This is a genomic window from Blastomonas sp. (assembly GCF_046294995.1).
Classification (GTDB): Bacteria; Pseudomonadota; Alphaproteobacteria; order Sphingomonadales; family Sphingomonadaceae; genus Blastomonas.
On the sequence record NZ_JBKBOG010000007.1, the window covers coordinates 1 to 14,567 of the forward strand.

Genomic DNA, 14,567 nt, shown 5'->3' on the forward strand with positions numbered 1-14,567 from the left:
GGTCTCGCCTCCCTTTGTGGGGGGGGGGGGGGGGGGGGGCCGTGACTTCCTCCCCCACCCCAACCCCTCCCCTGAAGGGGAGGGGCTTTGATCGCGCCGCGCTCGTCGCCTACGCCCGCGACTCGATCGCGCGCGGCTCCAAATCGTTCGCGCTGGCTTCCAAGCTGTTCGACCAGCAAACCCGCGAGCGCGCCTGGCTGCTTTATGCCTGGTGCCGCAAGTGCGACGATCTCGCCGACGGGCAGGACATGGGCCACGGCATGAGCGCAGTGACCGACGCGCACGCGCGCGTCGCCTATATCCGCGCGCAGACACAGGCCGCGCTCGCAGGCGAGCCGACCGACGACCCCGCATTCGCCGCGCTGGCGGTGGTCGCCGCCGAATGCCACCTGCCGCACCGCTATATCTTCGACGTCATCGACGGCTTCGATCTCGATGCGCAGGAGTGGCGTCCGCGCAGCGCAGACGACCTCTACCAATATTGCTATCATGTCGCGGGCGCCGTCGGATTGCTGATGGCGATCGTGATGGGCGTGGACCCTAAGGACGATGCGACGCTCGACCGCGCCTGCGACCTTGGCCTCGCCTTCCAGCTCGCCAACATCGCGCGCGACCTGTCCGAGGACGATTCGGTGGGGCGCTGCTATTTGCCGATGGAATGGCTCGCCGAGATGGACATTCCGCCGGGCCAGCACATGAAGCCCTGGTTGCGATCACAGCTGGTGCCGCTGGCGGCGCGGCTGGCCGACCGGTCAGAGGCGCACGAGGCTTCGGCACGGGTCGGCGCGGAAAAGCTGCCCATGCGCGCCCGCTGGGCGGTGCTGGCGGCGGCGGGAATCTATGGCGATATCGCGCGCGAAGTGCGCAGCCGCGGGGCACAGGCCTGGGATCATCGGGTGATCACCACACGCGGGCAGAAGATCGGCTGGCTGGCGCGCAGCGGCTGGCAGGCGATGCGCCGACCCGATCCTGTGACACGCGAAGGGCTTTGGACCCGCCCGCGCTGATCAGGCGGCGCGCATCGTCCTGATCTGCTCGGCGAGCGGATAGACCTCGCGGTGTTCCTTCTCGATCCGCTCGGCCAGCGCCGAGAACACCATTGTCGCTTCGCTGCGGAACCTTGCCTGTTCGGTCAGGACCACGTCCGCGCGCTTCCACCTGTCGACAAAATCGAGGAACATGTCGGCAAGCCCGCCCATTTCGCGCCAATAGCGCTCGGCGATCTCGGCGGTGCGCGGATCGTTCGACTTGCGCAGTGCGGGATAAAGTATCTCGTCCTCGAGTGCGAGGTGGATGCGCAGGATGCCGGTGAGCCGTGCGAGCATCAGCGTGATTTCGACCGCCGCCGGCCGATCGGGAATGTGCGCGGAGCGGCTCTGGATGTCCTGCACGATGGCAAGGCAGGCTTCATGCTGGGATTGCAGTTGAGCGATACGCCACATGACCGGATCTTGTCCTCCCCCATGCACCTTGAATCGGATACAGGAGCCGACCCTATCGGCACGTGCTTAAGATACCGCTAATCGTGGTTTTGCACGTTCGGAAAATCGCACCGTCATCCGCAGGATGACGCTTGCCAGCCAAACTGGTTGCATATAGAAACCCAATATGCGCATTTTTCCCCTTCATGCTGCCAAACGGGCGACCTGCTTACCCATGGCATGCCTCGCGCTCGCGCTGGCCGCTTGCTCGAGCGGCGATGCGACGCCCAAGGTGGATGCAAGCGACAAGGTCTATCCGGTGACGATTGCTGTGGTTGAGCCCGCAGCGACGACGCGGGTGATCACGGCCGCAGGGACCGTGCGCTATCGCTATGAGACACCGCTGGGGTTCACCACCGCAGGCAAGATCGCCAGCATCCGCTTCCAGGAGGGCGACCGGGTGGTGCCTGGCGCGCTGATCGCCGCGCTCGATGCCACCCAGGTCAATTCTGGGCTGGAAAGCGCGAATGCAGAACAACAGCGCGCGCAGGCAGAGTTGGCCCGGTTTCAACAGCTGTTCGAAAAGGGCTGGGTCACCCGCGCGCAACTGGAGCGCAGCGAGGCGGCAGCCCGCGCCGCTGCAGCGCAGGTGAGCAATGCGGGCTTTGCCAGCGGAACATCGCGGATCACCGCACCTTCAGGCGGCGTCATCCTGGCACGCACCGCCGAGCCGGGACAGGTGGTCGCTGCGGGCACGCAGATCGTCGTGCTGGGGGAAAGCAGCGGCGGCATGGTGCTGCGCGCGCCGATGATCGACAGCGACATCACTCTCCTCTCCCCCGGAATGCCTGCAACGGTGACGCTCTCCAGCGTGCCGGGAGGCGTGATCGAGGGCACGATCAGCGAGATCGACGCGCGCGCCAACCCGGCATCGGGCGCCTTCGAGGTGACCGTGGCGCTGCCCGCCAACGCCGCGCTGCGCTCGGGCCAGATCGGCACCGTCGAGTTCCGCGTCGCGGCAGCGCCGCAGGATACCGGGCTGGCTGTTCCTGCCAGCGCGGTGTTCAACGTCCGGGCCGACGAGGGCTTCGTCTATCTGCTTGATGCCAAGGCAAATAAGGTGCGGGCGCGCGCGGTGCAGATCGGCAAGGTCGACGATCGCCAACTGGTGATCACCGGCGGGCTGAAGGCGGGCGACCGCATCGTCGCCACCGGGCTTGGCCTGCTGGTCGATGGCGCACGGGTCAAGCCGCTGGCGACCCGCCAGCCAAGCCGCACGCGACAGGCCGCGCCTGCAGCACCCGCCCGGTGACGCCCGTGGCGACAGCACTGGGCCGACGTGTCCGATGAACCTTGCGGCCTTCACGATCAGCCGGTGGCAGCTCAGCCTCGTGGCCTTCCTGCTGCTAGCAGCATTGGGAGTTACATCGCTGCTGACCATCCCGCGCTCGGTCGATCCGCATTTCCCGATTCCGGTGATTACCGTCATCATCGCGATTCCGGGCGCCGATGCCGCCGACATCGAGCAGACCGTCGCCAAGCCGATCGAAGAAGTGCTGCGCGGCATCGACGACATCGACGAGATCCGCGCAGGGATCACCGATGGGTTCGTCACCGTCACCGCGGAGTTTGACTGGGACGGCGACCCGGACCAGTATTTCAACGATGTGGTCCGCGAGGTCAGCGCGATCCGCAGCACGTTGCCCGAAGGCATCACCGAACTGCGCTATCGCAAGGCGCGTACGACCGAGGCGGCAGTGCTTCAGCTCGCGATGGTCAGCGAAACCGCAAGCTGGCGGCGGATGCAGAAATACGCCGAGGATATCCGCGATACCTTCGTGCGCTATCCCGGCGTGCGCAACACGGTGATCGACGGCCTACCCCAGCCCGAGGTGCAGGTATCGATCGACAGCCGCCGGCTGGCCGAGCTGGGGCTTGCGCCCTCGGCGATCACCGATGCGCTGCGCCGCGGCGGGGCGGAACTTCCGCCGGGCGCGGTGGAGAGCGCAGGGCGACGCTTCAATGTCGAGGCAGGAGGCGCCTATCGCAACCTCGAGACCATCCGCAACCTGCCGATCCGCGCGGGCAACGGCACGCTGCTGCGCATCGCCGATGTCGCCACCGTGGGCTGGGGCAATGCCGAGCAGCTCTACATCACCCGCTTCAACGGCAAGCGCGCGATCTTCCTCTCGATCCAGCAGAAGGATGGCTTCGACGTCATCCGGCTGCGCGATTCGCTCGATGCGGAATTGAAGCGCCAACAGGCCAATTTCCCGCCCGACATCCGGCTCGAGCAGGTGTTCGACCAGAGCCGCGACATCGAGCACCGGTTGAGCGAGCTGACCCGCGACTTCTCGATCGCGCTGTTCCTGGTGATCTTCACGCTGCTGCCTCTGGGCTGGCGCGCCTCGGTGATCGTGATGATCTCGATCCCGCTGTCGTTGGCATCGGGATTGCTTGCGATCAGCGTGATGGGCTTCAATCTCAGCCAGCTGGCGGTCGCAGGTTTCATCGTCGCTTTGGGCCTGCTGGTCGACGATTCGATCGTGGTGACCGAGAACATCGCCCGGCACTTGCGGATGGGCAAGCGCCGCTCGATCGCCGCGATCGACGCCACCCGCGAGATCACGCCTGCGGTGCTGGGCTCCACCGGGGTACTGATCTTCGCGTTCACGCCCTTGCTGTTCCTGCCCGAGGGCGCGGGCAAGTTCACCCAGTCGTTCATCTACACGATCATCTTCACCGTGTTCGCCTCGCTGGTGATCTCGCTGACGATCATTCCGTTTCTGGCCAGCCGCATCCTCTCGCGCGATGAGGACCCCGAGGGCAATGCGATCCTGCGCTGGCTGACGCATCAGATCGAGCGGCTCTACCGCCCGATTCTGCACCGCGCGCTCGACCGGCCGCGCCAGACCCTGTGGGCTGCGCTCGCGCTGACGCTGTCGGCGTTCGCGCTGATCCCGGTGCTGGGCTTCAGCCTGTTTCCCTATGCCGACACCAGCTATTTCCGCGTCACCATCGATGCCGAACAGGGCAGCGGCGTTGCCGTGACCGATGCGCTGGTGCGCAAGGCCGAGGCCGTGCTGGCGCGCGAACCCGATATCAAGGTGCGCGCCGCCAATGTCGGCAGTTCCAACCCGCAGGTGTTCTACAACGTCTTCGCGCTCGACCAGCGGCCCAATTTCGGCGAGGTGTTCGCGGTGATGGACCGCTGGGATCCCGACCGGAGCCCGCAGATGATCGAGCGCATCCGGGGGCGGCTCGAGCAGATTCCCGGTGCGCGCTTCAACGTCGAACTGTTCCAGAACGGCGCGCCGATCGCCTCGCCCGTGGCGCTGCGGATCACCGGCGAGAACCTCGATACGCTGCGCGAGCTGGCCGCCAAGGTCGAGACGATCCTGCGCGCAACGCCGGGTGCGCGTGACGTGATCAACCCTGTCGCCACCAACGGCATCGATCTCGATGTCGGGCTCGACGAAGCCAAGGCGGCGTTGCTCAACATCGCACCGGGCGAGGCGCGCCGCGCCATCCGGCTGGCGCTGTCGGGCGAGAACGCCGCTGCCTATCGCGACGAGGAAGGCGACAGCTACCGCGTCGTGGTGCGCCTGCCGATCAGCAGCGCCCAGCCGATTTCCGCGCTCGACCAGGTCTACGTCGCCAGCCGCACGGGCGAGATGATCGCGCTGTCGCAGATCACCAGCCCCCGGCTTGAAAGCGTTCCGCCGCAGATTCAGCGCTATCAGCTCGAACGATCGGTCACCGTCACCGCCAATGTCGAGCGCGGCGCGCTGCCTGCCAGAATCAGCCGCGAGGCGATGGACAAGGTGGGCGAGATCGGCCTACCGGCTGGCTATCGCGTGCTGGCGGGCGGCGAGGCCGAGGCGATCGACACCGTATTCGGTGGCCTGGGGCCGATCATCCTGATTGCGCTGTTCGGCATCTTCGCGGTGCTGGTCGCCGAGTTCGGGCGGTTTCGCGAGACCATCGTGGTCGCAGGCGTGATCCCGCTGGGCACGTTCGGCGGCTTCATTGCGTTGTTCGTCACCGGATCGTCGCTCAGCTATATGGCGATCATCGGCTTCGTTGCCTTGGTCGGCATCGAGATCAAGAACTCGATCCTGCTGGTCGATTTCACCACCCAGCTGCGCCGCGAGGGCATGGGGCTGCGCGCGGCGATCGAACGCGCGGGCGAGGTCCGCTTCCTGCCGGTATTGCTGACCTCGGTCACCGCCATCGGCGGGCTGCTGCCGCTCGCGATCTTTGGCGGATCGCTCTATGCGCCGCTCGCCAGCGTGATCATCGGCGGGCTGATCTCCTCGACGGTGCTCTCGCGGATCGTCACGCCGGTGATGTACCTGCTGATCGCGCGGGGCGGGGAGAAGGACGACGATGCGAATGCCGCACCGGTGGCGCCGCTTGTTGCGTGAGGTGCTTGTGCAGCGAGCATCGCGCGCTATCTACTCAACCAACGCACCCCATCCGCTCAGCCTCAGCCTGTCGAAGGCCCCGCGCCCACGCCGACCAAATCGCGGGGCCTTCGACAAGCTCAGGCTGAGCGGACATGGGCATTGTACTGAAGGAAAGATCAATATGACCGAACAAACCGCGATCATCGCCGGGGGCTGTTTCTGGTGCACCGAGGCCGTGTTCAACGACGTCGTCGGCGTCAGCAAGGTTGAAAGCGGCTATATCGGCGGCACGGTCGAGAACCCGACCTACAAGGCGGTGTGCTCGGGCACCACCGGCCATGCCGAAGCGATCCGCGTCACCTTCGACAGCGAGCAGCTGAGCTATGCCGATCTGCTCGACATCTTCTTTGCGACCCACGACCCGACCCAGCTCAACCGCCAGGGCAACGATGTCGGCACCCAGTACCGCTCGGCGATCTTCCCGCTAGATGCGGTCCAGCAGGTCGAGGCCGAAGCCGCGATGAGCCGCAATGCCGCCAACTGGCCCACGCCGATCGTCACCACGGTCGAGGAACCCACCACCTGGTACCCGGCCGAAGACTATCATCAGGAATACTGGGCCGGCGAAGGCCAGCGCAATCCCTATTGCCTCGCCGTCATCCCGCCCAAGCTGCAGAAGCTGCGCAAGAGCTTTGCCGCCCGGGTGAAGGCCTGACGACGCGCCGGCGCTCCTTTCTGTCACACGCGCTGTCGCCTTGACACGGTCGCAACGCACTGCAAGGCAGGGCGTTGTCGGGGTTTAGAGACTAGAGGAAACGACGTGAAGCCCATCCGCAAGGCTGTGTTCCCGGTTGCCGGACTTGGCACCCGATTTCTGCCCGCCACCAAGGCCATGCCCAAGGAAATGCTGCCGATCGTTGATCGCCCGCTGATCCAGTGCGCAGTCGACGAAGCGCGCGAGGCGGGAATCGAGCAGATGATCTTCGTCACCGGTCGCGGCAAGAGCGCGATCGAGGACCATTTCGACATCGCCTACGAACTCGAACACACCATGGCTGAGCGCGGCAAGTCGCTCGACGTGCTCGAACCCACCCGGCTGGCTCCTGGCAATTGCGCCTATGTCCGCCAGCAGGAACCGCTGGGTCTGGGCCATGCGATCTGGTGCGCGCGCGACATCGTCGGCGACGAGCCGTTCGCGATCTTCCTGCCCGACGAATTCATGGTCGGCTCGCCCGGCTGCATGAAGCAGATGGTCGATGCCTATGCGACACTGGGCGGCAACCTGATCAGCGTGCTCGAGGTGCCGCGCGAGACGGTCTCCAGCTATGGTGTCATCGCCCCGGGCAAGCAGGACGGCGCGATTACCGAGGTGACCGGTCTGGTCGAAAAGCCCAGGGTCGAGGACGCACCGTCCAACCTGATCATCTCGGGCCGCTATATCCTGCAGCCTGAAGTGATGCGTACGCTCGAGAATCAGGGCAAGGGCGCCGGCGGCGAAATCCAGCTCACCGACGCCATGGAGCGGATGATCGGCACGCAGCCGTTCCACGCGGTGACCTTTGCCGGCAAGCGCTATGACTGCGGATCCAAGGCAGGCTACGTCCAGGCCAACCTCGCCGTCGCGCTGGACCGCGAGGATATCGGCGCGGGAATTCGCGCGTTTGCGCTCGACCTGCTGAAATAGCGGTTCAGCATCGGCTCAGCCGGTCTATAGCACGGGGGCTGCGCGTGAGGGGTCATGCGCGCCGGAGGGTCGATTCGATGAAGGTTGTATTTTCGCTCGTGCTGCTGGCACCGCTCGTGCTGTCGGGCTGCATCGCCAGCGCCGTGGGAACGGTCGTCACCGCGCCGGTCAAGATCGTGTCCAAGGGCGTCGATCTTGCGACCACCAGCCAATCCGAAGCCGATGAAAATCGCGGGCGTGCGATGCGCAAGGCCGAAGAACGGCTGGGCAAGCTGCAGCGCCAGCGCGACAAGGCGCGACGCAAGTGCGAAAACGGTAACGACAAGGCCTGTGCCGAGGCGCGCGACATCCAGGACAGGATCGACGACGAGCGCGCTCGCTTCAACTGACCGCAGGATCCCGTGCAGCCGATAGCATCGCGACACTGGCCACGAATCGACGAAGCCGATATGGGCGGTGCGAGACGTCGCCTTTTTCCGGCGACATCGTTGATGAAAGGCCCCGATTTCCCATGGATGGACAGCAGCTTTTTTTCCTGATCGCCGCACTGGTGGTCGTTGCGATGGTGATCATCTGGGCGCTGGTCGGACGCGGCGGCAGCGCCGGTTCGCCTGGCCATGATGCCGGACACGATCATGACCACGCCGCCATCGAGGCCCCGCCGACCATCACCCCGACAATGGGCGCCGCGCTCGATCCTACGGTCGCGCCGCTGTCGACCGCCGACGTCGATGCCCATATCGCCGCACAGGCGGACGAAGCCTCGGCCAGCGGCAAGCCGCGCATTGCAGCGGCGATCGGCGAGCCCGACGACCTGCGCAAGATCAAGGGCATCGGCCCCAAGCTCAACACGCTGTTGGGGGACCTTGGCATATCGCGCTACGACCAGATCGCAACCTGGACCGCTGCCGACGTGGCAGAGGTCGATCGCTATCTCGGCACCTTCAAGGGCCGCATCACCCGCGACGCCTGGATCGAGCAGGCCGGCTTCCTCGCCAAGGGCGATATTGCAGACTTCGAGGCGAAGTTCGGCAAATTGTAAGGCTTCGCACCATCTCGTTCTCCGGCGCAAGCCGGAGTCCAGGAGTCAGATAGCACTATCGACGCTCTGGATTCCGGCTTTCGCCGGAAAACATTACGGGCAAAACGAAAAGGGCCGGGTCATCGCAACGATGACCCGGCCCTTTTTGTGTGTCAGTCCGATCAGATCAGGCGAGCGCTGCCTTGAGCTTTTCGGCCAGGTCGGTCTTCTCCCAGGGGAAGAAGTCGCCTTCGGGCTTGCGGCCGAAGTGGCCGTAAGCTGCCGACTTCTGGTAGATCGGCTTGTTGAGACCCAGATGCTCGCGGATGCCGCGCGGCGTCAGGCGCACCAGCTGCGGCAGAACCGCCTCGATCTTGTCGTCGGCAACCGTGCCCGTGCCGTGCGTGTCGACATAAAGCGACAGCGGCTCGGCGATGCCGATGGCGTAGGACAGCTGGATGGTGCAGCGGCGCGCGAGGCCTGCAGCCACGATGTTCTTGGCCATGTAGCGGCTGATATAGGCTGCCGAGCGATCGACCTTGGTGGGGTCCTTGCCCGAGAATGCGCCGCCGCCGTGCGGCGATGCGCCACCATAGGTGTCGACGATGATCTTGCGTCCGGTCACGCCGGCATCGCCGTCGGGTCCGCCGATTTCGAACGATCCGGTCGGGTTGACGTAGATCGCGGTTTCATCGGTGATGAAGCCTTCGGGCAGGACCTTGTGCATCACGCCGACGACATGGTCGTAGAGCTGCTGATACTTGTCGGGATCGCCCTTGCCCTCGTGCCAGAAATAGCCCGGAGCATGCTGGGTGGAAACGACCAAAGCGGTGGCGCGCACCGGCTTTTCGTTTTCATAAGCGAGCGTCACCTGGCTCTTGGCGTCGGGCTCGAGGAAGTCGACGACCTTGTTGTGACGGTCATGGGCCAGCTGCTCGAGGATCTTGTGCGAATAGTCGAGCGTAGCGGGCATCAGGTCTTCGGTCTCGTCCGAGGCATAGCCGAACATGATCCCCTGGTCGCCAGCGCCTTCGTCCTTGTTGTCCTTGGCATCGACGCCCTGCGCGATTTCCGAAGACTGGCCGTGCAGGTGGTTTTCGAAGCTGAAGGTTTCCCAGTGGAAACCGTCCTGCTCGTACCCGATACGCTTGACGGTGGCGCGCACGGCAGCTTCGATTTCATCCTTGGCACCCGGTGCCCATTCACCGTTCTCGTACACGCCCTTGCAGCGGATTTCCCCGGCGAGCACGACGCGCTGGGTCGTGGTCAGCGTCTCGCACGCAATACGTGCGTAAGGGTCCTTGGACAGGAACAGATCGACGACGGCATCGGAAATCTGGTCGGCAACCTTGTCGGGATGGCCTTCGCTGACCGACTCGGAGGTAAAGAGGAAGCTTTTGCGCATGGGTCGCCTTCTTGCTGGGGCCAGCCGGACAACCGCCCGGAAGGCACATATAAAGAATTCCTTATATGTCTGCCCTTAACGGCGGAATGCGCGCAGTGCAACCGCCAACAGCAGAAGCGCGCCAGCAAAAATCAGCGACAGCAGGTTGCCGAAGCGGGCAAACAACGTCGGCGCATGCGCCCCCGGCATCCGCGCCTGGATATGGCCGGCACGGTGGTGGGCTATGCTGTCGAGCAACCTTCCGTCTGCATCGATGACCGCCGAAATTCCGGTGGGGGTCGAGCGCATCACCGGCACCCCCTCCTCCAGCGCGCGCAGCCGCGCCTGCGCCAGATGCTGCGGCGGGCCCCATGCGCCGAACCACGCATCGTTGCTGGGGTTGAACAGAAAGCCCGGGCGGTTGGCGGCGTCCACCACCTCGCCCGAGAAGATGATCTCGTAGCAGATCTGCAGACCCATCCGGCCGAACACACCAAGATCGAGCGTCTGCGGGCCGGGGCCGGGCGTAAATCCGATCGTGCCGGGCACCAGCCGCGACAGGCCGATCTGCCCCAGAATGTGCTCATAGGGCAGATACTCGCCGCCGGGTACGAGGTGGCTCTTGTCATAGCTGCCCAGGATTTCGGCATCGCTCGACAGCGCAAACACGCTATTGGCAGCGGCGATCGCCTGGCCGTTGCGGTCGAAGTCGAGCTTCACTCCGCCGGTGACCAGCAGGTCGCCCGGGTTGAGCGTGCGCGCCAGCCGGGCACGAACTTCGGCGGCGGATTCGGGGTAGGTGTACCGCCGGGGATAGCCGTCCTCGAGAAAGTCCTCGATCGCAGCTTCGGGCCAGAAGACGATGCGCGGGCGCTGCGCATTGCGGTCGACTGTCTGGCGGGTGAGCCTCGCGAAATTCTGCGCCGAAGCGACGGGATCGTATTTTTCGGCCTGGTCGTTGTTCGGCTGGACCACGGTGATCGGCATTTCGGTGAACCCGGCGCTTGCCGTCTGGCTGAGCCAGCCTGCACCGGTCACCGCGCCGACCCCGGCAAGCAGCGCCAGAGCTGGCACGACCTGGCGCAGTGCCAGCAGCCACAGCCCGCCCGCCGCCAGCATCACCAGCGCGCCCAGCCCGTAGGTCCCGACCAGCCGCGAGGCCCAGCCCGCCTCGAGCGCAGCAACGCCCAGCGGGTTCCAGGCAAAGCCGGTGAACAGCCAGGCGCGCATCCATTCGGTGACCAGCCACAAGGCGGCGAAGGCAAGGACCAATGCGACGTGGCCGCGCGCTGCCCCATGCGGGACGATCCACTTCGCAATCAGCGCTGCGAATCCCGGAAAGAGCGCCAGATAGAGCGACAAGCCGACCACCGCGACCCAGCCCAGCCAGTGCGGCATCGTTTCCTGATAGGTGAAGGCGTGTGCGATCCAGTTGAGCCCGACGCTGAACTGCCCGACCGCGAAGAACCAGCCGCGTCCGAATGCGCTGCGGCGGGTCGGGGCGGAGGCGACGAGGTGGATCAGCAGCGCGCAGGCAGCCAGCGTCACCGGCCACAGCCCGAGAGGCGCAAAGCCGGTGGCGGACGCCGCGCCTGCGAGCAACGCGAGCAATCGGGGGTAACGTTGGATCATGGGCCAAGCCTATGCCCGTGCAGGCCGATGCTGACAATCGGCGTTGCAACGCTGCTGTCACATCAGCCTGCCCCGAAAGCCGCAAAATCAGGTGACAGCCCAGGGGCCGATGCGCATAAGCGGCGGCATGAAAAGTCTGTTGCTGCTGCTGAGCCTGCAAACCGCCGCCGTCCCGGCGACTGCCCCCGATCCTGCCACCCCTGCGCCGGTCACAGCGCCAACGCTGACCCCGGCGCAACGCGAGGACCTGACGTGCGCAGCGGCCTTTGCGATCATCGCCTCCGAACAGTCGCGCGGCGTCACCTCGGCGCTGGCCTATCCGACGCTGGTCGGCCGGGGGCGGGCCTATTTCGTGACCACTGCCGAGCGAATCGTCGACGAGACCGCTTCGAACGACGAAGCCGTCGCGCTGGCGCTGACCCAGATCGTCACCGACCTGCAGACCCAAGCCGCGCAGTCCAATGATCCGGCAGGGGTGGTCGAAGCCGTGATGACGCCGTGCCTTGCCAAGCTGGATGCCGTTGTCCCGATGGCACCGCCGCCGACGATGCTGCAATGTGCGGTCTATCTGCAGCTGGCGTTCGACGAGGTCAGCGGCCGCGAGGGCGATTCGGCAACCGCGCGTGATCTCAAGACCCTCGCCACGGTGCTCGAATCGCGGGCGCGCGACGAGATGCGCGACGAGGGATTAAGCGGCAACGAGGCCGACCGGCGCTTCATCGAGACCCGCGAGGCGATCGACGCCCGCGAAAAGGCGCGCGACCCAGAAGACGATGCAACCGATATCGATTTCGAGCATTGCTTCGACCTCGCCCGGCCCGCCGAAAAGCGGTGAAACGCCAGCATTTGCCGTGCTCCGATTCGGGACGGATGGTGTTTCGGCCCTGTCAAAAAATTGGCGAAATGTGTCACATCACCTGACGGCTTTACGTCTCGTTAACCAATTAACCCTAAATCGTTAACTCAAGGCGGGAGCGACCGTCGGGGCAGAATTTACGGGGGCACATCACATGGAAACGCTGGACGGACTGGCAATGGCGGACTTGATCGTGGGCAACAGCGCCGCGATCCGCGAGATCCGTGGTCTGGTGCGTTTTGCCGCCCAAACCCGCGCTTCGGTGCTGATCACCGGCCCGTCGGGTACCGGCAAGGAGCTGGTGGCGCAAGCGCTGCACCGTGCATCCAGCCGTGCCGCAGCTCCGTTCATTGCGGTCAACAGCGGCGCGATCCCGCGCGAGCTGATCGAATCTGAGCTGTTCGGCCACGAAAAGGGCAGCTTCACCGGTGCGATGGCGCGCCGCATCGGCCATTTCGAGGCCGCCAGCACCGGCACCCTGTTTCTCGACGAAATCGGCGAAATGCCGCTCGACATGCAGGTCCGCCTGCTGCGCGTGCTCGAGGATCACAAGGTCCGCCGCATCGGCAGCAACGAAGACGTCAACGTCGACGTCCGCCTGATCGCGGCGACCCACCAGTGCCTGGAAAGCGCGATCGCCGCTGGCCGGTTCCGCGCCGACCTTTTCTACCGGCTCAACGTCCTGCCGATCGAACTGCCGTCGCTGGCCGACCGGGTTGAAGACGTTCCGATGCTGGTCCAGCATTTCCTGTCGCGCGGCTTTGCCAGCGACAATCCGCCGGTGTTCACCGATGAGGCACTCGCCATCCTGATGGCGCACGACTGGCCGGGCAATGTCCGCGAGCTCAAGAACCTGATCGAACGCGCCGCCGTGTTCTTCCAGGGCATGGAAGTGGGCCGTGACCAGATGGCGATGCTGCTGCGCCCTGCCCGCTCGGCGCGCGCCGCTGCCGTCGCCGCGCCGATCGCTGCCGAGCTTCCCGAGAACGTCGTCGCGCTGGCGGCCCCGATGGCGGCCACCCCGCGCTTTGCCCGCCCGATGGATCTGCGCGAGCACCTGCAGAACGAGGAAAAGCGCGTTCTGGTCGAGGCGCTCGAATCGACCGGCGGCGTGGTCTCGGCCGCAGCCCGCCTCGTCATGCTCCAGCGCACGACCTTCGTCGAAAAGATGAAACGCTACCAGATCGGCCGGGGCATGGCGCTGAGCGCTTGAGGGTATCCATTGCCCGACGCTTGTGAAAAGCCCTCCCCCTTGAAGGGGGAGGGTTTGGGTGGGGGTGATCCCTCCGGATTGCGCTGCGATGCGATGGGTCATCACCCAGCCTCACCATCATCCTCACCGCTGCGACTAGGTGGCAAAGCCACCAAGTCTCGCTGCCTCTCCCATCAAGGGAGAGGCGTTACAGCGCGAAAGCGGGACGGTAGATATTCTTCAAAAATCCGCTTCTTCGTAATGCGAGGGCGGTTTGATCACTTCCATCCGTTCGGCCAGCAGCGGACGAAAGGAAGGCCGGGATTTGAACTTTCGATACCAGTCGGCGGTCTGCGCATGGGCGAGCCAGTCGATGCCGCCGAGATAATCGGCGATCGAAATGTGCGCCGCAGCGGCCAGATCCGCCAGGCTCATCGTCGCGCCGCCGATCCAGGCGTTATGGTCGAGCAGATAGTCGATGTAATCGAGATGCGTGTTGGCCAGCCGCATCGCCTCGCGCAGCACGCGGCCATCGGGCGGCTGGCGATAGATCAGCCGCTTGCGCATCCGCTCATGCATCAGCGGAGCGACGACATCGCCAAAGAACTGCTCGTCGAACCACGCCACCAGCCGCCGGATTTCGGCGCGATTATCGGCCGATCCGTTGATCATCGGGTTCTTCTCGACCGTTTCCTCGAAATACTCGCAGATCGCCCAGCTGTCGCACAGCGTCTGGTCGCGGTCGCGGTGGCGCATCACCGGGGTACGCCCGGCAGGGTTCATGTCGAGGAACTCGTCGCGCTGTTCCCAGGGCGATTCGCGCATCAGCTCATAGCCGATGCCCTTCTCACCCAGCAGCAGCCGGACTTTGCGCGAAAACGGACACAAGGGAAACTGGAACAACTGCCACATGCCGCCATCCATGCATCAGCAATCCGCACGCGTCCACCGCTGCGGGCAGCGCGAAG

13 protein-coding genes are annotated in these 14,567 nt (G+C 65.2%); 9 read left to right on the forward strand and 4 right to left on the reverse strand.

The window, feature by feature from the left end:
- The first annotated feature begins 41 nt into the window (after positions 1 to 41).
- Positions 42 to 1,007 carry a phytoene/squalene synthase family protein gene (locus ACK4R0_RS09675; protein ID WP_409673663.1) on the forward strand — a complete coding sequence of 322 codons (966 nt, stop codon included), beginning with the start codon at positions 42 to 44 and terminating at the stop codon, positions 1,005 to 1,007.
- Here ACK4R0_RS09675 and ACK4R0_RS09680 read toward each other — a convergent pair whose 3' ends face one another.
- Positions 1,008 to 1,442: a hemerythrin domain-containing protein gene (locus tag ACK4R0_RS09680; RefSeq protein WP_409673665.1), complete on the reverse strand. Its 435-nt coding sequence runs from the start codon at positions 1,440 to 1,442 to the stop codon at positions 1,008 to 1,010.
- Between the two features lie 214 nt (positions 1,443 to 1,656).
- Here ACK4R0_RS09680 and ACK4R0_RS09685 point away from each other — a divergent pair, with 214 nt between their 5' ends.
- From ACK4R0_RS09685 to ACK4R0_RS09710, 6 genes are all read left to right on the forward strand, one after another.
- Complete coding sequence (locus tag ACK4R0_RS09685; RefSeq protein WP_409673667.1) at positions 1,657 to 2,733, forward strand: efflux RND transporter periplasmic adaptor subunit; 1,077 nt, start codon at positions 1,657 to 1,659, stop codon at positions 2,731 to 2,733.
- Positions 2,734 to 2,767: 34 nt separating this feature from the next.
- Complete coding sequence (locus tag ACK4R0_RS09690; RefSeq protein ID WP_409673670.1) at positions 2,768 to 5,848, forward strand: efflux RND transporter permease subunit; 3,081 nt, start codon at positions 2,768 to 2,770, stop codon at positions 5,846 to 5,848.
- A gap of 163 nt (positions 5,849 to 6,011) precedes the next feature.
- Positions 6,012 to 6,545, forward strand: a complete 534-nt coding sequence (gene msrA / locus ACK4R0_RS09695; protein ID WP_409673672.1) for a peptide-methionine (S)-S-oxide reductase MsrA — start codon at positions 6,012 to 6,014, stop codon at positions 6,543 to 6,545.
- 105 nt (positions 6,546 to 6,650) lie between these two features.
- Positions 6,651 to 7,514, forward strand: a complete 864-nt coding sequence (galU, locus tag ACK4R0_RS09700) for a UTP--glucose-1-phosphate uridylyltransferase GalU (RefSeq protein ID WP_409673673.1) — start codon at positions 6,651 to 6,653, stop codon at positions 7,512 to 7,514.
- 77 nt (positions 7,515 to 7,591) lie between these two features.
- Entirely contained in the window at positions 7,592 to 7,903 is a 312-nt protein-coding gene (locus tag ACK4R0_RS09705) for a hypothetical protein (protein ID WP_409673675.1), read from the forward strand.
- A gap of 122 nt (positions 7,904 to 8,025) precedes the next feature.
- Positions 8,026 to 8,556: a hypothetical protein gene (locus ACK4R0_RS09710; protein WP_409673677.1), complete on the forward strand. Its 531-nt coding sequence runs from the start codon at positions 8,026 to 8,028 to the stop codon at positions 8,554 to 8,556.
- A 166-nt stretch (positions 8,557 to 8,722) separates the two neighbouring features.
- Here the strand turns inward: ACK4R0_RS09710 and metK are convergent, their stop codons facing one another.
- The gene (gene metK / locus ACK4R0_RS09715; RefSeq protein ID WP_409673679.1) at positions 8,723 to 9,940 is read right to left on the reverse strand and encodes a methionine adenosyltransferase; all 1,218 of its coding nucleotides are present in this window, start codon (positions 9,938 to 9,940) and stop codon (positions 8,723 to 8,725) included.
- A gap of 75 nt (positions 9,941 to 10,015) precedes the next feature.
- Entirely contained in the window at positions 10,016 to 11,551 is a 1,536-nt protein-coding gene (lnt, locus tag ACK4R0_RS09720) for an apolipoprotein N-acyltransferase (RefSeq protein WP_409673681.1), read from the reverse strand.
- A 127-nt stretch (positions 11,552 to 11,678) separates the two neighbouring features.
- On the opposite strand from lnt, the gene ACK4R0_RS09725 reads away from it, so the two are divergent.
- A complete protein-coding gene (locus tag ACK4R0_RS09725) occupies positions 11,679 to 12,386 on the forward strand; it encodes a hypothetical protein (RefSeq protein ID WP_409673683.1) in 708 nt (235 codons plus the stop codon).
- 175 nt (positions 12,387 to 12,561) lie between these two features.
- A complete protein-coding gene (locus ACK4R0_RS09730) occupies positions 12,562 to 13,620 on the forward strand; it encodes a sigma-54 interaction domain-containing protein (protein ID WP_409673685.1) in 1,059 nt (352 codons plus the stop codon).
- A 219-nt stretch (positions 13,621 to 13,839) separates the two neighbouring features.
- Here ACK4R0_RS09730 and ACK4R0_RS09735 read toward each other — a convergent pair whose 3' ends face one another.
- Positions 13,840 to 14,511 (reverse strand): glutathione S-transferase family protein, encoded by a 672-nt coding sequence (locus ACK4R0_RS09735; RefSeq protein WP_409673687.1) that lies wholly within the window; start codon positions 14,509 to 14,511, stop codon positions 13,840 to 13,842.
- Between the last annotated feature and the right edge of the window lie 56 nt (positions 14,512 to 14,567).